Genomic DNA, 24,523 nt, shown 5'->3' on the forward strand with positions numbered 1-24,523 from the left:
CAGCGCTTGACGGGCATCCATGCCCGTCACCTCCCTCCGCAAGACCTGCGCTCGGCCTCCTGAAGTCGCATTCGGCGTTTGCTGAACTACCGCGCGCTTAGAAGCAAAAGCAGAGCAAAAGCAGAGCGAAAGCAAAGGCAGAGCGGAAGCAAAAGCAGAGCGGAAGCAAAAGCAGAGCGGAAGCAAAAGCAGAGCAGGAGCACTCAGAGGTGGCCCTCATGAATGGCTATTGGTCCTTGTGGCGCGATGCGCCACAATAGCGATCATTTGCGGAGCCCCCCATGACCGATTTCACCCCCGATGCCATTCTCGACGCCACCGGCCTGAACTGCCCGGAGCCGGTGATGATGCTGCACCAGCACGTACGCAACCTGGCCGCCGGCGGCCTGCTCAAGGTCATCGCCACCGACCCGTCGACCCGCCGCGACATCCCCAAGTTCTGCAACTTCCTCGGCCACGAATTGCTCGGGCAGCAGGAGGAAGCCGGCACCTACCTGTACTGGATCCGCAAGAAAGCCGACTGAACCGCGCTGGAACACACCTCACGTAGCGCCTACACTGCGCTCCCCAGACAGGAGAGCGCCATGCTGATAGTTGCCGACGAGAATATCCCGCTGCTCGATGCCTTTTTCGCAGGCTTCGGCGAGATCCGCCGTTATCCCGGCCGCAGCCTCGACGCCGCCAGCGTCAGGGACGCCGATGTGCTGCTGGTGCGCTCGGTGACCAAGGTCGACCGGCAACTGCTCGAAGGCAGCAAGGTGCGCTTCGTCGGCACCTGCACCATTGGCACCGACCACCTGGACCTCGACTACTTCGCCGAAGCCGGTATTCACTGGAGCAGCGCGCCGGGCTGCAATGCCCGTGGCGTGGTCGACTACGTACTGGGTAGCCTGCTGACCCTGGCCGACCTGGACGGCGCGGTACTGGCGCAACGCACCTATGGGGTGGTCGGCGCCGGCGAAGTCGGTGGCCGCCTGGTGCGCGTGCTGCACGGCCTGGGCTGGAAGGTGCTGGTCTGCGACCCGCTGCGCCAGGCCACCGAGGGCGGCGACTTCGTCAGCCTCGCGACCATCCTTGAGCAGTGCGACGTGATCAGCCTGCACACCCCGTTGCTGCGCGGCGGTGAGTATCCAACCTGGCACCTGCTCGGTGCAGCCCAGCTGGCGCAGCTGCGCCCCGGTGCCTGGCTGATCAACGCCAGCCGCGGGCCGGTGGTGGACAACGCAGCGCTGCGCGAGCTGCTGCTGGATCGCGAAGACGTGCACGCAGTGCTCGATGTCTGGGAAGGCGAGCCGCAGGTCGACCTGCAACTGGCAGACCTGTGCACCCTGGCCACGCCACATATTGCCGGTTATAGCCTGGATGGCCGCCAGCGTGGCACGGCGCAGATCTATCAGGCCTTGTGCCGCCACCTGGGCGAGGCCGAAAAGGTCCAGCTGGCCGACCTGCTGCCGCCTGCGCCGTTGGCGCAGATCGAGCTGGACGGCACTGCAGAGCCTGCCTGGGCCTTGGCGACACTGTGCCGGGCGGTCTATGACCCGCGCCGTGACGATGCCGATTTCCGTCGCAGCTTGAGTGACGACGTGGCCGAGCAGCGGGCGGCGTTCGACCAGCTGCGCAGGCAGTATCCACCGCGCCGGGAGATCGAAGGGCTGGCGGTGCGCGTGCGGGGCGAAGCGCCGCAGCTGGCGCAGCTGGTCAATGCCCTGGGTGGCGTGCTGGCCTGAGCACGGCCAACACATAAAAAACCCGGCCTAAAGCCGGGTTTCTAAAAGTCCGCACTTCAGCCGTGGTGAAGTTTTTTCACGCGGCTGTCTTCCAGGTCCTTGCAGGCCTGCTGGATCATCTGCTCGGTGATCTCGATCTCGCGGCCCTGGGCGTCGATGATCGAACCACAGGCCTTGGGTTGTGGCTTGTTCTGCGGTTTCACAGTGTCGCTGCCATGTTGCAAGCTCATTGAATATCTCCTCATCAGGTTCAGGCTCAGGTTAAACCTGCGCCGTGACTGGCCTGTTACAAAAGTTATCGTGTGCACCAAGGCCTGCACAGTCCAGCAGAAAGCGCAGCAAAGCTCCAGAGGCCCGTTAGAACGATGGGCTATAGGCACTGCCTGGGTGGATGAGTGGTAGTCTTCATATTCCTGCTTTGCTGGTTCATGTCATGCCCGATTCGGCTTCCTTTCGCCAACGCCGTGCCCTGCGCCTGGCCTGGCAGTTCATGCATCCTTACCGTCGCCAGGCGCTGTTGGCCCTGCTGGCGCTCATCGTCACCGCCGGCATCACCCTGTCCATGGGCCAGGGTATCCGCCTGCTGGTCGACCAGGGTTTCATGACCCGTTCGGCACACCAGTTGAACCAGACCATCGGCCTGTTCATGGTGCTGGTGCTGGCCCTGGCGACAGGCACGTTCAGCCGCTTCTACCTGGTGTCGTGGATTGGCGAGCGCTGCGTTGCCGACATCCGCCGCGCGGTGTTCGACCACCTGGTGGGTTTGCATCCAGGCTTTTTCGAAGACAACCGCAGCGCTGAGATCCAGTCGCGGCTGACTGCCGACACGACCTTGTTGCAGTCGGTGATCGGCTCGTCGCTGTCAATGTTCCTGCGCAATGCGCTGATGGTGATCGGTGGCGTGGTGCTGCTGTTCATCACCAACCCCAAGCTCACCAGCATCGTGGTGGTGGCATTGCCACTGGTGCTGGCACCGATCCTGTTGTTTGGCCGACGGGTGCGCAGCCTGTCGCGGCAGAGCCAGGACCGGGTGGCCGATGTAGGCAGCTATGTGTCGGAGACCCTGGGGCAGATCAAGACCGTGCAGGCATACAACCACCAGGCACGCGACCGTGAACTGTTCGCCGGTACGGTGGAGGCTGCGTTTGCCGTGGCCCGGCAACGTATTGCCCAACGTGCCTGGCTGATCACGCTGGTGATCGTGCTGGTGTTGGGGGCAGTGGGCGTGATGCTCTGGGTGGGCGGCATGGATGTGATCGCCGGGCGCATTTCTGCAGGCGAGTTGGCGGCGTTCGTGTTCTACAGCCTGATCGTCGGCAGTGCCGTTGGCACACTCAGTGAAGTGATCGGCGAGCTGCAGCGCGCCGCAGGGGCCGCCGAGCGCATCGCCGAGCTGCTGGCGGCGAATAGCACGATCCTGGCCCCGGAGGCCCCCGTGATGCTGACACAGCAGCGCGCCAGTGGACGCATCGAACTGCAGCACGTGACCTTTGCCTATCCCTCGCGGCCCTCGGTGGCTGCCATCGACCAGCTCAACCTGACCATCGAACCCGGCCAGACCGTGGCGCTGGTGGGGCCGTCGGGGGCGGGTAAGTCGACATTGTTCGACCTGCTTTTGCGCTTCTACGACCCGCAACAGGGGCGCATCGTGCTCGACGGCCAACCCATCACGGCGCTGGCCCCGGACGACCTGCGCCGCCAGTTCGCCCTGGTGGCGCAGAACCCGTCGCTGTTCCGTGGCACGGTCGAGGCCAACATCCGCTACGGCCGGCCCGAAGCGACACTGGCCGAGGTCGAGGCGGCGGCCCATGGCGCCCATGCCGACGAGTTCATCCGGCAACTGCCGCAGGGTTACCAGACGCCGCTGGGCGAGGGCGGCATTGGCCTTTCCGGTGGCCAGAAGCAACGCCTGGCAATCGCCCGGGCGCTGCTGGTGGATGCGCCGATCCTGCTGCTCGACGAAGCCACCAGCGCCCTCGATGCGCAGAGCGAACACTTGATCCAGCAGGCCTTGCCGCGCCTGATGGCCGGGCGGACCACGCTGGTCATCGCCCATCGCCTGGCCACGGTGCAGCACGCCGACCGCATCGCGGTGATCGACAAGGGGCGTGTGGTCGCGGTCGGCACCCATCGGCAGCTGATCGAGGAAAGCCCGTTGTACGCTCGCCTGGCCGAGTTGCAGTTCACCACGGGCTAGGCGTCGTGTGGCTGTAACATTTCTGTAGCAATTGCCTGAGAGTATGCATCGCAACTGTTGCGTAAGTGCTCGACCTGGCTGCTATCGATTGATGGCAGCTTTTTTTTGGCCTGCGAACGAGGACAAGGATGTCTGTCGCGGCGCTGCAACGGCGCGCCGTTCCCTTATTTCTTGTTCCCGAGATCCGCGATGTTGCGCAAATCACTTCGAGTGCAAATTCTTACCCTGCTGGGCAGCAGCCTGGCGGCGATGCTGCTGATCGCCCTGGTGTGCTTCCAGTTCCTGTCCTCCAGCGTGCGTGGCTATGGTGAACTGGTGGACGGGCCGCTGCGGGCTTCGCAATTGATCGATGAAGCCAACCTGCAGTTCAAGATCCAGGTGCAGGAGTGGAAAAACGTGCTGCTGCGCGGCCGCCAACCTGCCGAGCTGGACAAGTACTGGCAGCAGTTCCAGGCCCGTGAGCAGCAGGTTCAGCAACTGCTCGGGCAACTGATCGACAGCAGCGAGGAAAAGCTGAAGGCACCGCTGCAGCAGCTGCGTGATAGCCATCGCCAGCTCGGCCAGGCCTACGCACAAGGGCGTCAGGCCTTTCTGGCGGCCGGGGGGGACCCGGTAGCCGGTGACCAGGCGGTGAAGGGGGTCGACCGGGCGGCCAGTGAGCAGATGAGCGCGCTGGTCGAGCAGTTGCGCGCCGAGGCTCGTGATCGCGCAGCCCAGATCAATGCCAGTGCCGAACGCACCGTGTGGCTGGGTGTGTTGGTCATGCTGGGGTCGGCATTACTGGTCGGCCTGCTCAGCCTGTGGCTGCTCAACCGTAGCCTGATCGAGCCGATCCGCCAACTGATCGAATACGTGGCGCAACTCAGCCAGGGCCACTTCGCCGCCCGCGTTGACAGCCGTCGCGAGGACGAACTGGGCCGCCTGGCGCGTGCAGCCAATACCCTGCGCGACTTCCTCGCCGACACCGTTGGCCGCCTCAAGGACAATGCCCAGGAGCTGGAGGGCGCCAGTGGCCAGCTGCGCACCATTGCCGGTGACATGGCCCGTGGCACCCACGACCAGTTCCAACGCACCGACCAGGTGGCCACGGCCATGCACGAGATGTCTGCCACCGCCCAGGAAGTGGCGCGCCACGCAGCGGATGCTGCACGGGCCGCCGACGAGGCCGACCACAGCGCCCAGGCCGGCGAACAGGTGATGCAGCAGACCATCGACACCATTGGCGTGGTCAATCGCGAGATCGCCGGCACCGCCGCAGTGATCCGCAATCTGGAGAACGACAGCTCACGCATCGGCAAAGTGCTTGAGGTGATCCGTGGCATCGCCGAGCAGACCAACCTGCTGGCGCTCAATGCCGCCATCGAGGCGGCCCGCGCGGGTGAGGCCGGGCGTGGCTTTGCCGTGGTCGCCGACGAGGTGCGCAGCCTGGCCCAGCGTACTGCGGCGTCGATCGCCGAAATTCACCAGATCATCGAAGCCGTGCAGTCGGGTGCGGTGGAGGCGGTGAAGGCCATCGAAAGCGGCCAGCAACGCAGCGAGGAGGGTGCCGAGCAGGTGCAGCAGGCCGGGCAGATGCTGCAGCGCATCACCTTGGCGGTAGAGGCGATCCGCGACATGAACCGGCAGATCGCCACGGCGGCCGAGGAGCAGACCAGCGTGGCCGAGGATATTTCGCGCAACCTGATCGAAATCACCCGGATTGCCACCGCCAACCAAGAGGCCGTGCAACATACCGAGCAGGCGGGGCAACGCCTGCATGGCTTGTCGGGGCAGCTGGGCGAGGTCACTTCGCGGCTGACCGCCTGATGGTTGCCGGGGGGGCGAAGCGCCCCCCAGCGGCAACCCACCCTGTGCCGGTGCAGGCGGAACAGGCGCTTTCAACGCGCAACAAAAAGCCCGCGCGAGGCGGGCTGTTTGTTGAGGATCTGGTCGGAGAGACAGGATTCGAACCTGCGGCCTTCTCGTCCCGAACGAGACGCGCTACCTGGCTGCGCTACACTCCGATGAACAAAATCCTACTGCATAGCATTTTCGGGTGCAAGCCCTTGTAGTTTAAAGGGCTTATGCCCAAAAAGCGCGCGTATCAGAGTTCCTTGACGGTACGGATCTGGTCCTTGTTCAGGCGCGTGCGCTTGCCGTCGAGCTGTTCGAATTCGTAGAAACCGGAGTCCTCGTCAAAGGAAGGGGTATCCACTGCCTGGATTTCACGGCCGTCGTTCAGGGTTATCACGGTCGGCGATGCACAGCCGGCGAGGGCGCCAAGGCCCAGGGCGAGCAAGAAGGCGGGAAGGGTCCGTTGAATCATCGTGTTTCTCCAGTGCGATGGTGCAAGATGACTTTAAGACGCAGGGCGTCCACGCAAGTTCCTTTTACATTCCAGCATAGCGACAAGCCAGGGTTATTGACCTGTGCCTGCTTGCACGGCCGCCTGTGATATAACTGCGCGCATCATCTTCACCTGCGACGGACACTCATGAAAGCCAAGGCAGATACCCCCTTCGTGGCGCTGAACATTGCCGTGCTGACGGTCAGCGACACCCGCACTTTCGAAACCGACACCTCCGGGCAAACCTTTGTCGAGCGCCTTACCGCCGCTGGCCACAACCTGGCCGCCCGCGTGCTGCTCAAGGATGACCTGTACAAGATCCGCGCCCAGGTCGCCACCTGGATCGCCGACGACAGCGTACAGGTGGTGCTGATTACCGGCGGTACCGGCTTTACCGGCCGTGACAGTACTCCGGAAGCTGTCACCTGCCTGCTGGACAAGCAGGTTGAAGGTTTTGGCGAGCTGTTCCGGCAGATTTCCGTGGCCGATATCGGCACCTCCACCATTCAGTCGCGCGCCCTGGCTGGCCTGGCCAATGGCACCCTGGTGTGTTGCCTGCCGGGTTCGACCAATGCCGTACGCACCGGTTGGGACGGCATCCTCGCCGATCAGCTGGATGCCCGCCATCGTCCCTGCAATTTCGTCGCCCACCTGAAACAGGCAGCGGCCTGTGACAGCCGTGGCTGAGGCACCCGCTGCCCGGCCACTGATGCCGGTGGAGCAAGCCTTGGAGCGCCTGCTGGCGCTGGCCGAGGCTGCGCCAATCACGCAAACCGAACGCGTCTCGCTGGCCGAAGCCGAAGGCCGCGTGCTGGCCACCGAGCTGGTGGCCACGCTCGACCTGCCGCCGTGGCCGAACAGCGCCATGGACGGCTACGCCTTGCGCCTGGCCGACCTGCAGGGCGAGCCTTTGCCGGTTAGCCAGCGGATCTTCGCCGGGCACGCGCCTGAACCTCTGCAGCCCGGTACCTGTGCACGGATCTTCACCGGTGCACCGATGCCGGCGGGTGCCGACTGCGTCGAAATGCAGGAAAACACCGAGGTGCTGGAGGATGGCCGGGTGCGCTTCCTCGAAGCGCTGACGCTTGACCAGAACGTTCGCCCGCAGGGCCAGGAGACCCGCAAGGGCGAGCAGGTGATGGCCGCCGGCACACGGCTCGGGCCGATAGAACTGGGCCTGGCGGCGACCCTGGGTCATGCCGAGCTGCAGGTGGTTCGACGGGTGCGGGTGGCGGTTCTGTCCACTGGCGATGAACTGGTCGAGCCTGGCCTACCGCTGGGCCCGGGGCAGATCTACAACAGCAACCGGCGCCTGCTGGTCAGCTGGCTGCAGCGGCTGGGCTGCGAAGTGCGCGACATGGGCATTGTTCCCGATAACCTGGAACGTACCCGCGAGTGCCTGGGGGCCCTGGGCGATGTCGACCTGATCCTCTCCACGGGCGGTGTCTCCGTGGGCGAGGCCGACTACCTCGGTGCCGCACTGCGCGAAGCGGGGGAACTGGCCTTGTGGAAGCTGGCGATCAAGCCTGGCAAGCCGCTGACATTCGGCCATTACCGCGGTGTGCCGGTACTCGGCCTGCCCGGTAACCCGGCGTCGACCCTGGTCACCTTCGGCCTGTTGACGCGGCCCTACCTGCTGCGCCGCCAGGGTGTGGCTGATGTCACACCGCTGCGCTTCGATGTACCGGCCGGGTTCGAATGGACCAAGGCCGGCACGCGCCGCGAATACTTGCGTGCGCGCATCGACCAGGGCCAGGTGCGCATCTACAAGAACCAGAGCTCCGGTGTGCTGCGCAGTGCGGCCTGGGCAGAGGGGTTGGTGGAGGTGCGTGAAGGCAGCACGCCGAAACCTGGCGATAGCGTGCCGTTCATCCCGCTGAGCGAACTACTCGGTTGAGCGACCCAGCCAGGCGCCAGCGCCTTGGGGGGCATCGGCCGTTGCTGCCTGGGTAAGGCGCATGTGCACCGTTTCCAGTTGCTGGGCGGCCACGCTCCAGTCGTGGCGATTGCGGGCGAACTGTCGGCCGGCCTCGCTCAATTGGCACATGCGCCACGGCTGGTTGAGCAATTGCGTGATCAGCAGCGCCAACTGGTCGCCGTCGTCACTGCCCAGGTAATGTTCGCCGTTGTTGGCGGCCAGCCCTGAGACGCCTTTGCCGGTGCTGATCACCGGCAGCCCGGCGGCCATGGCTTCGAGGATCTTCACCTTGGAGCCCCCGGCATAGCGCAAGGGCGCGAAGAACAGCGCGGACCGGCGTTGCAATTCGCGCAGGTCGGGGCGATAGCCGACCCATTCGATACGTGGATCGTTCCAGCGCAGTTTCCAGCTTGCTGGCAGGGCATGCCCGGCGATGGCCAGGCGTACCGCCGGATTGCTCATCCACACTTGGGGCAGGATTTCTTCCAGGGCCCATTCGACCGCCTCCACGTTGGCGGCGTACTCGAAATTGCCAACGAACAGCAGGCGCTGGCTATGCAGGGCCGGATGGACGTTCTGGTAATAGTCGCAATCGACGCCGTTGACCACCACCTTTACCGGGCGGCCGCTGACCTGGCTGATCAACTCGGCATCATGCGGGCTCACCGCCACCACCTCGGTGGGTTGGCGCAGCACGCGCTGCTCCCAGCGCCGGTAGCGCCAACGGTCGAAGGCGTTGAGCGGGCGCAGCCATAGCGGCAGGCGGTCGTGGCAGGCGGCGCCGGTGACTGATTCCAGATTGTGCTCGCAGAGCATGTAGGGCAACTCGCGGGCCTGCAGTGCTTTTTCGAAAGGCTGGAAACTGTAGCTGTGCTCGATCTGGATAACGTCCCAGGGTTCGTCCAGCAGCTGCTCGAACTGGCGCCGCAAGCCTGGCGACAGGCCATTGATGATGGCCCGCATCGGGTAGTCGATGATCGGCGAGGCGAGCAGATTGAGCGGGCTGTGCAAGGGGCGCCGGGGCAGCACGATCAGGCGTTCGAGCAGGGGTTCCAGGGCTTCGCGGGCGGCATCGCACAAAGGGATTTTCGACTGCACCAGCAAGGTGATCCGGTGGCCCTGCTGCGCCAGCGCGCGCAGCAGGTGATATTGCCGGGTCTTGCTGCCACTGGTGGTGGGCCAGGGCAGGTAAGGCAGAGTCCAGAGAATGCGCATGAAGCGGAAACCTCGCTGAAGGCTGCGGACAAAAAACGCGCCCGCCAGCCCTCAGCCGATGGCTGCCGCCGGGACGCGTCCGTAAATATCAGTAAAGCGCACGATGTCGTCTTCGCCCAGGTACTCGCCGCTCTGGACTTCGATCATCACCAGGTCGATGACGCCGGGGTTGGTCAGGCGGTGGGTGCGGCCTGGCTTGATGAAGGTCGACTCGTTGGTGTCGAGCAGAAACTCTTCTTCGCCGTTGGTCACGCAGGCCATGCCGCTGACGATGATCCAGTGCTCGCTGCGATGATGGTGCATCTGCAGCGACAGCGATTCGCCAGGGCGCACCATGATCCGCTTGATCTTGAAGCGCGGTCCTTCCTCGAGCACGGTGTACATGCCCCAGGGGCGAATGACGGTGCGGTGCAGGCGGTAGGCCTCATGGCCTTGGTGCTTGAGTTGCTGGGCAATCAGCTTGACCTCCTGGCTGCGCGCTGCGTCGGCGATCAGCAGGGCGTCGGGGGTGTCGATGACGATGAGGTTATCCAGGCCGACCGCGCCGACCAGGCGCTTTGGCGAGTCGATGTAGCAGTTGGTCACATCGTGCAGCACGGCTTCACCATTGCAGTGGTTGCCGTCGTCGTCGGTGTGGCGCAGTTCGCGCACCGCCTCCCAGCTGCCGATATCGCTCCAGCCCAGTTCGCAAGGCACCACGGCAACCTTGTCGGAGCGCTCCATCAAGGCGTAGTCGATGGAAATGTCTTCGGCCAGGGCGAAGCTGTTCGGGTCCAGTTCCACCTGCAGTGCCTTGTCGCCCTCCTTGGTCGCGCTCTGTTCCAGGCAGCAGGTCACGCAGGCCAGCAGTTCCGGGGCATGCGCCTGCAGTTCGGCGAGCACGGTGCCCGCTCGCAGGCAGAACATGCCGGCATTCCACAAGTGGCGGCCGCCTTCGAGGTATTCGCGGGCGGTGAGGGCATCGGGCTTCTCCACGAAGCAGGTGACCTGATGCGCATGCTTGCCGATCGCCTCGCCTTGCTCGATGTAACCAAAGCCGGTTTCGGCGCGGCTGGGCAGCAGGCCGAAGGTGGCCAGCCAGCCATCGTCAGCCAATAGCCGGGCGTGTTCGACGGCGTTGGCGAAGGCCTCGGCATCCTGGATCAGGTGGTCGGCGGGCAACACCAGCAGCACGCTGTCCTGGCCATAGTGCCTGGCACAATGCAGCGCGGCTGCAGCGATGGCGGGAGCAGTGTTGCGGCCGTTGGTTTCCAGCAGGTAATCGAGGGCGAGGTTGTCGGTGTTGACCTGGCGGTATTCGTCCTGGGTGCGGAAGAACACTTCGCGGTTGGTCACCGTCAGTATTCTTTCGACGCCCGGCAACGCCGCAGCGCGGGCAAAGGTCTTCTGCAGCAGGCTCTGACCATCGGGCAGACGCATGAAGGGTTTGGGCATGGCTTCGCGCGAAACCGGCCACAGGCGGGTACCGGCACCGCCGGCGATGATACAGGGGATCAGAACGCTCATTTCACGGCCTCGACTCTGGGCGCTGCTTACAGCGCAGTGAAGGGAAACGTTGCGACCTGTCACGGTTTTGGCGGAAAAGTCAAAAAACCGACTTTTCACTACAGCTTCGTCCATGAAGGCCAAATATTTGTCGATCATGCGCCGGATGAAAAAAGCTTTCAATGATATTTATGTGAATCGGGTGGTTTTTTTGTTCGACCCTGCGCCAAGTCAATCCCCGATGTAGAGCTGTTTTACCGGCGGCATGCAGTATTTGGGCAGACTTTGTGGTCGAGATCTGGACAGAACCCACCCCATGGAGACGCGTGATGCCACAGCGCAAGGCAATCTTGATCCTGCATGGCAAGCAGGCCATGAACGAAGCGGTGCGCCACGCCGTGAGCGCCATGCGCGAACGTGGCTGGACGCTGGATGTGCGGGTGACCTGGGAAGGTGGTGATGCCCAGCGGCTGGTAGGCGAAGCGCTGGCGGCCGGGTACAGCCATGTGATTGCTGGCGGGGGGGACGGCACCTTGCGTGACGTCGCCGAAGCCATGGGCCGGGCACGCAGCGAAGCCAGCCTGGCGCTACTGCCGCTGGGAACGGCCAATGACTTCGCCAAGGCTGCCGGCATTTCCCTTGAGCCCACCGAGGCCCTGGCGCTGCTGGAGCTGCCGCCACGGCCAATCGACCTGGGCCAGGTGGGCGACCAGTTGTTCCTGAACATGGCCACAGGCGGTTTCGGCAGTCAGGTTACCGCCAATACCTCTGAAGACCTGAAGAAAATGCTCGGCGCTGCGGCCTACCTGTTCACCGGGCTGTCGCGCTTCAGCGAGCTGCAGGCCGCCTCGGTCGAGCTGTCAGGGCCGGGCTTCGACTGGCAGGGCGACCTGCTGGCGCTGGGGATCGGCAATGGTCGCCAGGCCGGTGGCGGACAAGTGTTGTGCCCGGACGCGCAAGTCGATGATGGCCTGCTCGATATCGCCATCCTGCCAGCGCCTCAGGAAATGGTAGGCGCCCTTCGTGATTTGCTGGCGGGTGAAGGCTTGTTCGTGCGGGCGCGTTTGCCCTGGGTCGAGATCACCTGTTCGCAGGGGCTGGACATCAACCTTGATGGCGAGCCGCTGCAGGCCGACAGCCTGCGCTTTGCGGCGTTGCCAGGGGCGCTGCGCGTGCACTTGCCGTTGAATTCACCGCTGATCAGTCGTCCAGGCTGATGATTTTCTCGCGCACGGCGAACAGTACCAGGCCGGCCACGTCGTAGATCTGCAGGCGCTTCATGATCTGCGAACGGTGGGTTTCCACGGTCTTGATCGACAGGCCCAGGCCGGCGGCGATTTCGCGGGTAGACTTGCCACGCACGATCAGGCGCAGGATCTCCAGTTGCCGTGCAGTGAGGTTGTGGCGGTCGAGCCCGGGTTGCTTGCCGTGTTGCGAGCGCATCAGTGCCTGGTTGATCACCGTATGGGCGATGGCCGGGCTGAGGTAGCGCTCGCCATTGCGCAGCGCGGCCAGGGCCTGCTCCAGTTCGGTCGCCGTGGCATCCTTGAGCAGGTAACCGTGGGCGCCACTTTCCAGCGCCCGCATGATCAGGTCCGGATCGGTGTGCATGGACAGGATCAGCACCTTGCAGGGGTTACCCGTGGCGCGCAGTTGGGTGAGGGCATCGAGGCCGCTGGTCGAGCGCATGGAGATGTCCAGCAGGACGATGTCGGGTGCCAGGTGCCGAACCTGCTCGAGCAACTGGTCGCCGTCATCGGCTTCGCCGGCCACGGTGTAGCCAGGGATGTCGGATACCAGGGCACGAACCCCGGCACGGATCAGCGAGTGGTCATCCACCAGCAGCAATCTACAGGTCATGTTGAAGCGGTAGTCCTGGCGCGTTCTTGAATACGGGGTGGCCACGGGAACAGCACATCGATCGTCGTGCCCAGGCCGAGCTGGCTGGTGATCGCCAGGCTGCCGTTGAGGGCGGTGGCGCGTTCCTGCATGCCGGCCATGCCGCGCTGGCCGGCCTCGGCCGGATTGGCAGCCGGGATGAAGCCCTGGCCGTCATCCTGGATCGACAGGGCAAGCCCTGCTGCGCTGCGCTGCAGGCGGATGGTCAAGTTGCGCGCCCGGGCATGGCGCAGCATGTTGGTGACCGCCTCCTGGGTGATGCGAAATGCCGCCATGGCGACTTCTTCGGAAATACCGCCCAGGCGTTGATGGCATTCCAGGCTCCAGTGCACGTCGGTGTTTGCCAAGGTGCGTACCAGGTGTGCCCGCAGGCTGGCCTCGAGACCAAGGCTGGCCAGTTGCCGTGGGTTGAGCAGGGCGGAAACGTCGCGCACTTTGCTCAAGGTGTCTTCGAGTGTGCTGCGCAAGCTGCCACAGTGTGCCTGCAAGTCGCCCGGTACACGGCGTTGCAACCAGTCCAGCTGCATCTTGGCAGCGGTCAGCAGTTGCCCGATGTCGTCGTGGAGTTCGCGGCTCAGGTGCTGGCGCTCTGTCTCCTGGACCTGGAGCATGCGCCCGGCCAGCTCCGCCGGGCGCAGGCTGATCGACTTGGCACCGTGGCCCAGGTGCCAGCAGACGCCAAGCGTGGCCACCAGTTGCAGCAACAACAGGCTGGCCGGCATGCCTTGCCCGCCAGCATACAGAACCAGGTTGGCAAGCAGGGACACCCCGCACAGCATTGCCGTCACCCAGCGCAGCAAGGTGGCGCGTGAACGGCAGCGCAGAGTTATCTTCAAGCGTGGGAACATAGAATTGGGAAGCCACTGAAGTCTTGCTGATGGGGGCTGTGCACACCTCTTGGCAGAGGCTTTGGCGCTGTGCTTGCAACAAATGGCGAGCCCGGCCCGATGCGAAACTTGGGGAGCCGGCCAGCATTTGTGTGCGCGCATCTTAACACTTCGGTTCAATTTGGTCGCGCTGGGCAATGCTTTGAAACCTAAGCATTTCCGGGCTCGGGAGGGGTGCTGGGCAGGCAAGATGAGTATCAAAATGCCACCTCCCGATCCTGTGATGACCGCTTCACGATCAACTAGCAACGGACCGCGCAAGTGCACCCGGCTGAACGCGCGAAAAAAACCGCAAGTCCTGCGTCATCGGGTGAATGGAACCAGCCGGCTAGTGGCGCTGCACGGGGGCATTGGCTGATGTCCTGCCCGGCAAGGTGGAGCGCGGATGCAAGCAGTTGCTGGCGTTTTCGTTGCAGGACGCACACGTTTGCGGCAACGGCTGATTCAGGGCAACTGCCAGTTCGCTCAGCAGCGTTACCTGTTCGCAGGAATCGAGAGCGAGCCGGCCGGTGCGCACATCGATCAGTTCCAGTTGCCAGGCCAGCAAGGTCAGGCAGGCATTGAGCGCTGGCAGAACGGCGTGGTCCAGGCACCGCTGCTTGCAGGCCGGGGCGAGCAGTCGGTGCAGGACGCCGGCATAGTGGGCGACTTCAAGCAGGCCCAGGGCGCTGGCGCGTCGGGCCAGGGTCTGGAGGGTGCTGTTCAGGCATTGGCAGGCGTCCGGGTCGTTGCTGATCAGTTCCAGATGCTGCAGGCATTCCTGGGACTGGGTCAGCAAGACCTGGGCATCCAGCAGGAAGTCCTGCAGGGTGTCGAAGTTGGAGACGCTGCTGTCCATCAAGTCACTCCGGCGCGTTGGGCTGGAGCAGGGGATGGCCACGCCATATCGATCGCTAGCAAAAGCCTGACTCCATTCATGCAGTGAGAATGGCGTCACATTAATGGCTAAAGGATATCGCGAACATCAGGTTGCACCTGATTGCTCCTAGGGGATTCCCTGAGGGCGTCTAGGGTGCGACAGGTTGCGCTGAAATGGATCCAGGCGGGTCATGCCGCAGTAAAGCATGATGCTAATATGATATCAATCGCCCGACAGGGCATTTTTTCGCCGGGGTCAAGATACGCAGAATAGCGCCGATACAGGACGGATCATTTCTATTTTTCGACATAACCCTGGGGGTTTTCCAATGGCTGGCATTCTCGACACGGTAGACCAACGCACGCAGCTGGTGGGTGAGAACCGTCTGGAAATCCTGATGTTCCGCCTTGCCGGTCGCCAGTTGTTCGCGATCAACGTGTTCAAGGTGCAGGAAGTACTGCAACTGCCAAAGCTGACCCTGATGCCGCAGCGCCACGCCTTCGTCTGTGGGGTGGTCAACCTGCGTGGGCAGACCCTGCCGGTGATCGACCTGTCCCAGGCGATCGGCATGCGCCCGCTGCAGCCGGGGCCGGACAGCACCATCATCGTCACCGAGTACAACCGCTCGGTGCAGGCGTTCCTGGTGGGTGGCGTCGATCGCATCGTCAACATGAATTGGGAATCCATCATGCCGCCGCCTTCGAGTGCCGGGCGCCAGCACTACCTGACCGCCATCACCAAAGTGGATGACAAGCTGGTCGAAGTGATCGATGTGGAGAAGGTGCTCGCCGAGATCGTGCCTTATAACGCCCGGGTCTCCGGCGACAAACTGGCCGACCCGGTGCTGGTGCGCGCACGTGGCCGTGAAGTGCTGCTGGTGGACGACTCCAGCGTGGCACTGGCGCAACTGCGCGATACCCTTTCGCAACTCGGGGTGAAGCTGCACGTTGCCAGTGATGGCCTGAAAGCCTTGCGCCTGCTCAAGGGTTGGGCCGACGCGGGGGAGGACGTCTGCGAGAAGCTGTTGATGGTCTTCACCGATGCGGAAATGCCCGAGATGGACGGCTATCGGCTGACCACCGAAATTCGTAGCGATGCGCGCCTGCGCAAGCTCTACGTGGTGCTGCACACTTCCTTGTCGGGCAGTTTCAACGAGTCGATGGTGAAAAAGGTCGGTTGTGACAATTTCCTCTCCAAGTTCCAGCCCGATCGCCTGGTCGATGTGGTCAAGCAGCGCCTGCTGCTGGATGCCGGCAACGCGTGATCCCACGGCCAGCCAGGTATAAGCTTGGCTTTTGACAAGGCATGAGGCGGGCAGGGATGTTTCTCAGTGAGTTGTATCGATACCCGGTGAAGTCGGGGCAGGCGCAAGGCTTGCAAGGTTCACCGGTGGGGCTTCTAGGGTTGCAGGGCGACCGACGCTGGATGGTGGTCGAGGAAGACAACGGACGCTTCCTCACTCAGCGGGCCTGGCCCCAACTGGGCCAGCTGAAGGCCAGCGCGGGCGAGACTGGCGAATTGCTGCTCGAGCTGCCTGGGCAGGCGCCGTTGCCAGTGGCGGTACCCGCCGCTGACGATGCGCTGCGCGGTGTGACCATCTGGCGCGATACCTTGCGTGTGCCGGACGCCGGCGACGAGGCGGCTGCCTGGCTGTCACAGTGGCTTGGCAAGGCGGTGCGCCTGGTGCATTGCCCGGAGCAGCGGGCACGCTACCTGCCCAATGGTTACGGCCTGAACAGCGACCGTGCGGCGTTCCCCGATGGCTTTCCGTTGTTGCTGATCGGGCAAGGCTCGCTGGATGACTTGAGCCGGCGGATTGGCCGGCCCATGGAAATGCTGCGTTTTCGGCCAAACCTGGTAGTGCAGGGGGCCGAGCCGTTTGCCGAGGATGGTTGGAAGCGGATCCGCATTGGCGAGCTGGAGTTTCGAGTGCTCAAACCGAGCGTCCGGTGCATCTTCACCACCCTCGACCCGGCGACCGGGGAGCGCAGTGCTGACCGTGAGCCATTGACCACCCTGAAGACTTTCCGCGAGAAGGAAGGCGACATCCTGTTCGGGCAGAACCTGGCCGTGGATGGCAGTGGCTGGCTTGAAGTGGGGATGGAGGTTGAAGTCCTGGAGTAGCCGTTACCGACCTCTTCGCGGTTAAACCCGCTTCCACCGGGATAGCGCCAAGCCTGAGGGCAGCGCCATACCGGTGGGAGCGGGTTTACCCGCGACAGGGCAGGAACGGGCTCAGCAAGAATCACATGTCATCGAAATACCGCTCATGCCAGTCCACCAGCGGCTGTGGCACGTTGAGCTTCTGCCCGTAGATCACCGAGTACGACAGCACGTTCTGCACATATTGGCGCGTTTCGTCGAACGGGATCGACTCCACCCACACGTCGAAGCTCAGGTGCTTGGCGCCCTTGAGCCACTGTCGCACACGCCCCGGGCCGGCGTTGTAGGCCGCCGACGCCAACACCCGGTTGCCGTTGAACTGGCCATGCACCTGGCTCAGGTAGGCCGCACCGACCTGAATGTTCTTTTCCGGGTTGAACATTTGCTGCGGCGAGGCCAGCGGGATGCTGAACTTGCGTGCGGTTTCCTTGGCGGTGGCCGGCATCACCTGCATCAGGCCGCTGGCACCGACGCTGGAGCGGGCATCCTCCATGAAGGCGCTTTCCTGGCGGGTGATGGCGAATACCCAGCTCGAATGCAGCCCACGCACCTTGGCTTCACGCACCAGGGTGTCGCGGTAGGCCATGGGGAAGCGGACATCCAGGTCGTCCCAGTACTGCGCCTGGCTGATGGTGCGGATGGCCGGGAAGTACCAACGCATGTCGTAGGCCAGGCGAGCCTGGGCGACCATCTCATCGCGGTTGAAGTGACGGCTGACGTGGTACCACTCGCGGCGGCCTTCGACCACCTGGCCGCGCGCGTGGAACTCCAGGGCACGCTGGATGCCGGGGGTATTGCGCACTTTGTTGACCAGTTGCGGGCTCAACAGCAGTGGCCTGTTGTTCAACTGGTAAGGCGTTTTGGCCCGGTCAGCCGCGAGGAAACCGTAGAAGTCACGCTCGCGTGCCACGTTCTTGTACAACAATGGCACTTGCGGGTTGTTCGGCTGGGCCAGCTCCAGGGTGCGCGCCTGCCAGTATTTCCAGCGGTTGCTGCTGGCCAGGTCCTGTGGCAGGCGCCGGGTCAGCTCGTAGGCGTCTTCCCAACGGCCGAGGCGCAGCAGCAGGCGCAGGCGCCATTCACTGACCGTGTTGTCGCGCAGTTCGGGGTCGTAGCGGGTCATCAGGTCCAGCGCGCGCGGGTCGTAGCGGCGTGCCAGGGTCAGGCCGATCTCGCGGGCGATGGCCACCTTTTCGTCACGCGAGAAATGCATGCGTTGGGCGTAGTCGTCGAGCAGCGCCATGGCCCGATCAGGGTCTTGCCGGGCCAGGCGGCGCAGGCCGAGGCTGACCACGTCGGACATCGCCTCGGTGGCTGGCGTGAAGCGCGATGGCTGGTTGAGCAGTTCCGGCTTCTGTGCCACGTCGATCAGCAGCCGGCCCTGAGGCCCGAGCGTGGTCAGGCCTTGCACCAGGTTGTTGGCCAGTGCGTAGTTGCGCGCCTGGGCTGCAAGCTTGGCGCGGTTCCAGCGCTTGGCCTCGGTCAGCTGGCCCTCTGCGGCCCACATGCCGAACAGGGTGTCGCAGGCAGCCGGTTGCGTCTTGCCGACGTTCCACAGTTTTTCCGCACTGGCGAAGCCTTCGGCGCGCTGGCCGTGGCTCAATTGATACTGGCCGTTGAGGCAGTCCAGCTCGGTGAAATTGAGCTTGGGGTCGTAGTATTTGACGAAGGTGTTCCACTCGCCACGTTCGGCCAGCCAGCGCAGCCAGCGCAGTTTCATCCAGTTGGCCTGGGGCAGGTCGCCGTGCTTGGCCAGGAAACCTTCGATTTCCTCGTTGCTGGCCGTCTTCAGGCGCGCAGTCAGTTCGTCATACGCCAGGTAAGGCGTGAGCGGGTAGTCGCGCAGCTGTGGGGCGTAACGCAGGTAAGGACCCTTGTCACCCTTGGCCAGCGCACGCTTGGCCTCGTCGTAATACTGGCGTTGCAGGGAAAGGTCGATGGCCTGCGCCGCATTGGCGGTGGCGGCAGTGAGCAGCAGGCAGGAAGCAATCTGTAACAGGCGGCTGCGCATGATACGTCCGGGCAGTTGAACCATGGGGAAGTGACGGCGAAGCCAGCACTGTTGGAATCTGATTGCCTTAGCTTAGCCGTTTGCCGGCGGCGGGTGATAGCGCTGTGCTTGTAACCGGGCATTAACACTGACCGAGCGTCGCCAAGCCCCGGCACGCAAGTGTACTTAATGCCGGCAAGGGCCAAGTCAGGTAGAATGCGCGCCCGCTTTCTGGAGACGAACATGACCCTGCTCAAATTCAGCGATGTGTCCCTCGCATTCGGCGCGATGCCGCTGCTGGACAAAGTGTCCTGGCAGATCGCCCGTGGCGAGCGGGTGTGCATCATCGGCCGTAACGGCACCGGCAAATCGAGCATGCTGCGCCTGGTCAAGGGCGAGCAGAAGGGCGACGATGGCGAGATCTGGCGCGCCCCTGGCTTGAAGATCGGCGAGCTGCCACAGGAGCTGCCGGTTGCCGACGAGCGTACGGTGTTCGATGTGGTCGCGGCAGGCCTGGATGGCGTCGGCGAGTTGCTCGCCGAGTTTCATCACCTGAGCCAGAACATCCACAGCGATGCAGATCTGGAAAAGCTCATGCACGTTCAGCACGAGCTGGAAGCCCGCGACGGCTGGCGCCTGCAGCAAGTGGTGGAAAGCACCTTGAGCCGCCTGCAGTTGCCCGCCGACAAGACCCTGGCCGAGCTCTCAGGTGGCTGGCGCCGCCGTGTGCTGCTGGCCCAGGCGCTGGTGTCCGAGCCTGATCTGTTGCTGCTCGACGAGCCGACCAACCACCTGGACATCGGGGCCATCGCCTGGCTCGAAGAAGCCCTGCGCGGTTTCAACGGTGCTGTGCTGTTCATCACCCACGACCGTTCCTTCCTGCAGAACCTCGCCACGCGCATCCTCGAACTGGACCGCGGCGGCCTGATCGACTGGAACGGCGACTACGCCAGCTTCCTGGTGCACAAGGAAGCCGCGCTGGCCGCCGAAGAAACCGCCAATGCGCTGTTCGACAAGCGCCTGGCCCAGGAAGAAGTGTGGATTCGCCAGGGCATCAAGGCCCGTCGTACCCGCAACGAAGGCCGTGTGCGTGCACTCAAGGCCCTGCGCGTCGAGCGCAGCGAGCGCCGCGAACGCCAGGGCAAGGCGAACATCCAGATCGAAGCGGCGGACAAATCCGGCAAGCAGGTGATGGTGCTGGAAAACGTCAGCTTCCATCACGCCGATGGCCCGCTGCTGGTCAAGGACTTCTCCATGGTCCTGCAGCGCCAGGACCGTATCGGCCTGCTGGGTGCCAACGGTACCGGCAAGACCACCCTGCTGAAGATGATGCTCGGTGACCTGGAACCCACCGCAGGCAAGGTCGAGCGCGGCACCAAGCTGGAAGTGGCGTACTTCGACCAGATGCGCCACCAGCTCGACCTGGAAAAGACCGTCATCGACAACCTCGCCGAAGGCCGTGACTTCATCGAGATCGATGGTCAGAACCGCCATGTGCTGAGCTACCTGGGCGATTTCCTGTTCAGCCCGCAGCGTGCCCGTACGCCGGTCAAGGCGCTGTCCGGAGGCGAGCGGGCGCGCCTGCTGCTGGCCAAGCTGTTCAGCAAGCCGGCCAACCTGCTGGTGCTCGACGAGCCGACCAACGACCTGGATGTGGAAACCCTCGAGTTGCTGGAAGAGGTGCTGTCCAATTACAAGGGCACCGTGCTGATGGTCAGCCACGACCGGGCCTTCCTCGACAACGTCGTCACCAGCACCTTGGTATTCGAAGGTGAGGGCAAGGTGCGCGAGTATGTCGGTGGCTATGAAGACTGGATCCGCCAGGGCGGCTCGCCGAAGCTGCTCGGCGTGACCGAGAGCAAGGGCGGCAAGTCCGAGCTCAACAGTGCCGTGGTCGAAAAGCCGGTGGAAGTGGCTGCGCCTGCGCCAGCTGCGCCGGTTGCCGATACGTCGAAGAAAAAGCTCAGCTACAAGCTGCAACGCGAGCTCGAAATGCTGCCGGGGCAGATCGACGAGGTCGAAAAACGCATGGCCGAGGCGCAGGAAGAGGTGAACGCTGCTGGCTTCTATCAGCGGCCGATTGCCGAGACTTCGGCAGTGCTGGCCAAGATCGAGAAGCTGCAAGCCGAGCTGGATGCGCTGGTGGAGCGCTGGGCTGAGCTGGAAGGCTGATCAGCCTTCATTGGCCTCTTCGCGGGCAAACCCGCGAAGAGGCTGGTGCAGGCTAGATCATTCTTTCTTCTGCAAACGCACCGCCAGCACATCGCATGGCGCCCCATGCAGCACATCATTGGCGGTGGATCCCAACAGCAAGGCCAGGCCATGCCGACCATGGCTGCCGACCACGATCAGGTCGCACTTCTGGTCCTTGGCCAGCTGGTGGATTTCCTGGCGCGGCTGGCCGTAGGTCAGGTGCGAGTCGCCACGATTGATGTCGGGGTACTTGTTGAACAGGCGGTCCATGCGCTCCTTGGCCTGGTCGAACTGCTGCTGTTGCAGTTGCGACAGGTCCATCGGCACATCGCCGCCAAAGGCCATCGCCATCGGTTCGACGATGTGCACCAGCGAGACCTTGGCGCCTGTGGGCTCGGCGAGCTTCATGGCACGCTTGATCACCGGGTCGCATTCCTCGGTGAGGTCGACGGCGACCAGAAGATGTTCGTAGGACATGAGCTGTACTCCTGACAATCGCGATAGTAGAAGTATGGTCGCTTTCCGGCAGGTCATCCGTGAATACTGAGTAACCCGCTCTTTTGCAACGCTTTATGGAACTTACTGATATGACGGTATGGCTAGTGGTGTCAATCCTTGCGCTGATTCTCAGTCCGCTGTCCTGGCTGCGCCTGTCGCGCAAACAGGGGCAGCAGATGAGCCTGCGCCTGGAGGCGCGGCGCATGGGCCTGGCCATGCAGCTGGCCCCCCAGCAGTGGCCACACTGGTTCGAGCAGGCGCCGCCGAACCCGTGCCCGCAATACCACCGTGGGCGCAAGCGCGGGCATGAAGACAGCTGGTGCTACTGGCAGGTCAGCCCTGGTGTCTGGTGGAACCAGTGGAAGGAAGCCTGCGAAGAGCCGCGCCTGAACGAAGTGTTCATGCGCCTGCCGGCAACCGTCTACAAGGTCGAGGCTGACAAGCGCATGCTTGCCCTTTACTGGAGCGAGCGCGGGGATAAATCTGTATTGCAGGATATTGCCCACGCCTTCGACACCCTGGCTTGATAGCCATAACGACAAAGCGGCAACCCGGTAGCTACCAGGTTGCCGCTTTGTCGTTTCTGCTGCGCAGAAAAGGCCAGGCAGGCCGGGAAATTCCTGAATCCAGTCGCAGTGTAGCCATTCCCTGGCCGCGTGCATAAATAAATGCAGCCCCCGTTGTTTGCGTGTGGTCAATCGCTCACATGAATGATCGCCAATCACTGTCATCATGTTTTACCCATCGGCGATACAAAATGACCGCAAAGTCGCGTTTTCACCCTGTTCCGGAGCATTTGACAACGCCGACCTTTTCGGTGAATGTGTGCATACCCAAATCAAACGGGCGTATGAATTGAGCGTTTGTATGTCATACCGCTCAAACAGAATCCCGACTAGCGCGCTGACGGGTGTGCCTGGGGCAAGGGCGGCAAGACCTACTCTTCCACCAGCGATCGGCGTGTACAGTTCAGCTTCCATATCGTGGAGATCAGTTGATGATTTACGAAGGTAAAGCCATCACGGTTAAGGCTCTTGAAAGCGGCATCGTCGAACTGAAGTTCGACCTCAAGGGTGAGTCCGTCAACAAGTTCAATCGCCTGACCCTGGACGAGCTGCGCCAGGCCGTCGACGCCATCAAGGCCGACGCCTCGGTGAAAGGCGTGATCGTCAGCAGTGGCAAGGACGTGTTCATCGTCGGCGCCGACATCACCGAGTTCGTCGACAACTTCAAGCTGCCCGAAGCCGAACTGGTTGCCGGCAACCTGGAAGCCAACCGCATCTTCAACGCCTTCGAAGACCTCGAAGTGCCGACCGTGGCGGCCATCAATGGCATCGCCCTGGGCGGCGGCCTGGAAATGTGCCTGGCAGCCGACTATCGGGTCATGTCCAGCAGCGCGAAGATCGGCCTGCCCGAAGTCAAGCTGGGCATCTACCCAGGCTTCGGCGGTACCGTGCGCCTGCCGCGCCTGATCGGTTCGGACAACGCCATCGAGTGGATCGCTGCCGGCAAGGAAAACCGTGCCGAAGACGCCCTGAAAGTCGGCGCCGTCGATGCCGTGGTCGCCCCTGAGCTGCTGCTGCCCGGTGCGCTGGACCTGATCAAGCGCGCCATCAGTGGCGAGCTGGACTACAAGGCCAAGCGCCAGCCCAAGCTGGAAAAGCTCAAGCTCAACGCCATCGAGCAGATGATGGCCTTCGAGACCGCCAAGGGCTTCGTCGCTGGCCAGGCTGGCCCGAACTACCCGGCACCGGTCGAGGCCATCAAGACCATCCAGAAGGCCGCCAACTTCGGCCGCGACAAGGCCCTGGAAGTCGAGGCTGCAGGCTTCGCCAAGCTGGCCAAGACCTCGGTTGCCGAAAGCCTGATCGGCCTGTTCCTGAATGACCAGGAGCTCAAGCGCAAGGCCAAGGCCCATGACGAAATCGCCCACGACGTGAAGCAGGCTGCCGTGCTCGGCGCCGGCATCATGGGTGGCGGCATTGCCTACCAGTCGGCGGTCAAGGGCACCCCGATCCTGATGAAGGACATCCGCGAGGAAGCCATCCAGTTGGGCCTGAACGAGGCCTCCAAGCTGCTTGGCAACCGCGTCGAGAAAGGCCGCCTGACTCCGGCGAAAATGGCCGAGGCGCTCAACGCCATTCGCCCGACCCTGTCGTATGGCGACTTCGCCAACGTCGACATCGTCGTCGAAGCCGTGGTCGAGAACCCGAAGGTCAAGCAGGCCGTGCTGGCCGAAGTGGAAGGCCAGGTAAAAGAGGACGCGATCCTCGCCTCCAACACTTCGACCATTTCCATCAACCTGCTGGCCAAGGCGCTCAAGCGCCCGGAAAACTTCGTCGGCATGCACTTCTTCAACCCGGTGCACATGATGCCGCTGGTGGAAGTGATCCGTGGCGAGAAGTCCAGTGAGGTAGCAGTCGCGACCACCGTGGCCTACGCCAAGAAGATGGGCAAGAACCCGATCGTGGTCAACGACTGCCCGGGCTTCCTGGTCAACCGTGTGCTGTTCCCGTACTTTGGCGGTTTCGCCAAGCTGGTCAGCGCTGGCGTCGATTTCGTGCGCATCGACAAGGTCATGGAAAAGTTCGGCTGGCCGATGGGCCCGGCCTACCTGATGGACGTGGTCGGCATCGACACCGGCCACCATGGCCGCGACGTGATGGCCGAAGGCTTCCCGGACCGCATGAAGGACGAGCGCCGCTCGGCCGTCGACGCCCTGTACGAGGCCAACCGCCTGGGCCAGAAGAACGGCAAGGGCTTCTATGCCTACGAGACTGACAAGCGCGGCAAACCGAAGAAAGTCTTCGATGCCACCGTGCTGGATGTGCTCAAGCCGATCGTCTTCGAGCAGCGTGAAGTGAGCGACGAAGACATCATCAACTGGATGATGGTGCCGCTGTGCCTGGAGACCGTGCGTTGCCTGGAAGACGGCATCGTCGAAACCGCCGCCGAAGCCGACATGGGCCTGGTCTATGGCATCGGTTTCCCTCCCTTCCGGGGTGGTGCGCTGCGCTACATCGACTCGATCGGTGTGGCCGAATTCGTTGCCCTGGCCGACCAGTACGCCGACCTTGGGCCGCTGTACCACCCGACCGCGAAGCTGCGTGAAATGGCCAAGAACGGCCAGCGCTTCTTCAACTGAGTGGTCAACGAGCTAGAGCGA

General features: G+C 63.3%; 21 protein-coding genes, 1 tRNA gene and 1 pseudogene. 13 read left to right on the top strand and 10 right to left on the bottom strand.

Annotated elements, in window-relative coordinates:
• The first annotated feature begins 281 nt into the window (after positions 1 to 281).
• Positions 282 to 524 (top strand): sulfurtransferase TusA, encoded by a 243-nt coding sequence (gene tusA / locus L6D64_RS02730; protein WP_054883466.1) that lies wholly within the window; start codon positions 282 to 284, stop codon positions 522 to 524.
• Positions 525 to 584: 60 nt separating this feature from the next.
• Positions 585 to 1,727 carry a 4-phosphoerythronate dehydrogenase PdxB gene (pdxB, locus tag L6D64_RS02735; protein WP_176506106.1) on the top strand — a complete coding sequence of 381 codons (1,143 nt, stop codon included), beginning with the start codon at positions 585 to 587 and terminating at the stop codon, positions 1,725 to 1,727.
• A 56-nt stretch (positions 1,728 to 1,783) separates the two neighbouring features.
• Here pdxB and L6D64_RS02740 read toward each other — a convergent pair whose 3' ends face one another.
• Positions 1,784 to 1,957: a PA1571 family protein gene (locus tag L6D64_RS02740; RefSeq protein ID WP_176506107.1), complete on the bottom strand. Its 174-nt coding sequence runs from the start codon at positions 1,955 to 1,957 to the stop codon at positions 1,784 to 1,786.
• 203 nt (positions 1,958 to 2,160) lie between these two features.
• Between L6D64_RS02740 and L6D64_RS02745 the strand changes: the two genes are divergently transcribed.
• The 3 genes and pseudogenes from L6D64_RS02745 to L6D64_RS28405 all read left to right on the top strand — a co-directional run bounded on the left by L6D64_RS02745 (position 2,161) and on the right by L6D64_RS28405 (position 5,730).
• On the top strand, positions 2,161 to 3,924 hold the full coding sequence (locus tag L6D64_RS02745) for an ABC transporter transmembrane domain-containing protein (RefSeq protein WP_176506108.1): 1,764 nt from the start codon (positions 2,161 to 2,163) through the stop codon (positions 3,922 to 3,924).
• 762 nt (positions 3,925 to 4,686) lie between these two features.
• A pseudogene (locus L6D64_RS28400) lies at positions 4,687 to 4,797 on the top strand (hypothetical protein); the annotation flags it as partial.
• A 228-nt stretch (positions 4,798 to 5,025) separates the two neighbouring features.
• On the top strand, positions 5,026 to 5,730 hold the full coding sequence (locus L6D64_RS28405) for a methyl-accepting chemotaxis protein (protein WP_371263232.1): 705 nt from the start codon (positions 5,026 to 5,028) through the stop codon (positions 5,728 to 5,730).
• 120 nt (positions 5,731 to 5,850) lie between these two features.
• Here L6D64_RS28405 and L6D64_RS02755 read toward each other — a convergent pair.
• Together L6D64_RS02755 and L6D64_RS02760 are read right to left on the bottom strand one after the other, a co-directional pair.
• Positions 5,851 to 5,927: transfer RNA gene (locus L6D64_RS02755), tRNA-Pro, on the bottom strand.
• An 80-nt stretch (positions 5,928 to 6,007) separates the two neighbouring features.
• The gene (locus L6D64_RS02760; protein WP_027596642.1) at positions 6,008 to 6,229 is read right to left on the bottom strand and encodes a YgdI/YgdR family lipoprotein; all 222 of its coding nucleotides are present in this window, start codon (positions 6,227 to 6,229) and stop codon (positions 6,008 to 6,010) included.
• Between the two features lie 168 nt (positions 6,230 to 6,397).
• On the opposite strand from L6D64_RS02760, the gene moaB reads away from it, so the two are divergent.
• Both moaB and L6D64_RS02770 read left to right on the top strand, forming a co-directional pair.
• Complete coding sequence (moaB, locus tag L6D64_RS02765) at positions 6,398 to 6,937, top strand: molybdenum cofactor biosynthesis protein B (RefSeq protein WP_176506110.1); 540 nt, start codon at positions 6,398 to 6,400, stop codon at positions 6,935 to 6,937.
• Positions 6,921 to 8,147 carry a molybdopterin molybdotransferase MoeA gene (locus tag L6D64_RS02770; protein WP_176506111.1) on the top strand — a complete coding sequence of 409 codons (1,227 nt, stop codon included), beginning with the start codon at positions 6,921 to 6,923 and terminating at the stop codon, positions 8,145 to 8,147. The genes moaB and L6D64_RS02770 overlap by 17 nt, the downstream gene beginning before the upstream one ends.
• Here the strand turns inward: L6D64_RS02770 and L6D64_RS02775 are convergent.
• Both L6D64_RS02775 and L6D64_RS02780 read right to left on the bottom strand, forming a co-directional pair.
• A complete protein-coding gene (locus tag L6D64_RS02775; RefSeq protein WP_176506112.1) occupies positions 8,136 to 9,383 on the bottom strand; it encodes a glycosyltransferase family 4 protein in 1,248 nt (415 codons plus the stop codon). The two genes, L6D64_RS02770 and L6D64_RS02775, sit on opposite strands and share 12 nt — an antisense overlap.
• 51 nt (positions 9,384 to 9,434) lie before the next feature.
• Entirely contained in the window at positions 9,435 to 10,889 is a 1,455-nt protein-coding gene (locus tag L6D64_RS02780; RefSeq protein WP_176506113.1) for a mannose-1-phosphate guanylyltransferase/mannose-6-phosphate isomerase, read from the bottom strand.
• A gap of 308 nt (positions 10,890 to 11,197) precedes the next feature.
• Here L6D64_RS02780 and yegS point away from each other — a divergent pair, with 308 nt between their 5' ends.
• The gene (gene yegS / locus L6D64_RS02785; RefSeq protein ID WP_176506114.1) at positions 11,198 to 12,085 is read left to right on the top strand and encodes a lipid kinase YegS; all 888 of its coding nucleotides are present in this window, start codon (positions 11,198 to 11,200) and stop codon (positions 12,083 to 12,085) included.
• Here the strand turns inward: yegS and L6D64_RS02790 are convergent.
• The 3 genes from L6D64_RS02790 to L6D64_RS02800 all read right to left on the bottom strand — a co-directional run bounded on the left by L6D64_RS02790 (position 12,069) and on the right by L6D64_RS02800 (position 14,492).
• Positions 12,069 to 12,728 carry a response regulator gene (locus L6D64_RS02790; RefSeq protein ID WP_176506115.1) on the bottom strand — a complete coding sequence of 220 codons (660 nt, stop codon included), beginning with the start codon at positions 12,726 to 12,728 and terminating at the stop codon, positions 12,069 to 12,071. The genes yegS and L6D64_RS02790 overlap by 17 nt on opposite strands.
• Positions 12,725 to 13,615 carry a sensor histidine kinase gene (locus tag L6D64_RS02795; protein ID WP_176506116.1) on the bottom strand — a complete coding sequence of 297 codons (891 nt, stop codon included), beginning with the start codon at positions 13,613 to 13,615 and terminating at the stop codon, positions 12,725 to 12,727. Before L6D64_RS02795 ends, L6D64_RS02790 begins: the two co-directional genes overlap by 4 nt.
• 367 nt (positions 13,616 to 13,982) lie before the next feature.
• On the bottom strand, positions 13,983 to 14,492 hold the full coding sequence (locus tag L6D64_RS02800; protein WP_176506117.1) for a histidine kinase: 510 nt from the start codon (positions 14,490 to 14,492) through the stop codon (positions 13,983 to 13,985).
• Positions 14,493 to 14,841: 349 nt separating this feature from the next.
• Between L6D64_RS02800 and L6D64_RS02805 the strand changes: the two genes are divergently transcribed.
• Together L6D64_RS02805 and L6D64_RS02810 are read left to right on the top strand one after the other, a co-directional pair.
• On the top strand, positions 14,842 to 15,777 hold the full coding sequence (locus L6D64_RS02805; RefSeq protein WP_176506118.1) for a chemotaxis protein CheV: 936 nt from the start codon (positions 14,842 to 14,844) through the stop codon (positions 15,775 to 15,777).
• Between the two features lie 56 nt (positions 15,778 to 15,833).
• Positions 15,834 to 16,637, top strand: coding sequence for an MOSC domain-containing protein (locus L6D64_RS02810; RefSeq protein WP_176506119.1), 804 nt, complete (start codon positions 15,834 to 15,836; stop codon positions 16,635 to 16,637).
• Positions 16,638 to 16,758: 121 nt separating this feature from the next.
• Here the strand turns inward: L6D64_RS02810 and L6D64_RS02815 are convergent, their stop codons facing one another.
• Positions 16,759 to 18,687, bottom strand: a complete 1,929-nt coding sequence (locus L6D64_RS02815) for a transglycosylase SLT domain-containing protein (protein ID WP_176506120.1) — start codon at positions 18,685 to 18,687, stop codon at positions 16,759 to 16,761.
• A gap of 222 nt (positions 18,688 to 18,909) precedes the next feature.
• Here L6D64_RS02815 and L6D64_RS02820 point away from each other — a divergent pair, with 222 nt between their 5' ends.
• Positions 18,910 to 20,838 (top strand): ATP-binding cassette domain-containing protein, encoded by a 1,929-nt coding sequence (locus tag L6D64_RS02820; protein ID WP_176506121.1) that lies wholly within the window; start codon positions 18,910 to 18,912, stop codon positions 20,836 to 20,838.
• 57 nt (positions 20,839 to 20,895) lie between these two features.
• Here L6D64_RS02820 and L6D64_RS02825 read toward each other — a convergent pair whose 3' ends face one another.
• A complete protein-coding gene (locus L6D64_RS02825; RefSeq protein WP_110631251.1) occupies positions 20,896 to 21,336 on the bottom strand; it encodes a universal stress protein in 441 nt (146 codons plus the stop codon).
• Between the two features lie 110 nt (positions 21,337 to 21,446).
• Here L6D64_RS02825 and L6D64_RS02830 point away from each other — a divergent pair, with 110 nt between their 5' ends.
• A complete protein-coding gene (locus tag L6D64_RS02830; RefSeq protein WP_176506122.1) occupies positions 21,447 to 21,884 on the top strand; it encodes a hypothetical protein in 438 nt (145 codons plus the stop codon).
• A 470-nt stretch (positions 21,885 to 22,354) separates the two neighbouring features.
• The gene (gene fadB, locus L6D64_RS02835; RefSeq protein ID WP_176506123.1) at positions 22,355 to 24,502 is read left to right on the top strand and encodes a fatty acid oxidation complex subunit alpha FadB; all 2,148 of its coding nucleotides are present in this window, start codon (positions 22,355 to 22,357) and stop codon (positions 24,500 to 24,502) included.
• Positions 24,503 to 24,523: the final 21 nt, after the last annotated feature.

It is taken from the genome of Pseudomonas urethralis, from assembly GCF_021602465.1.
GTDB lineage: Bacteria > Pseudomonadota > Gammaproteobacteria > Pseudomonadales > Pseudomonadaceae > Aquipseudomonas > Aquipseudomonas vlassakiae.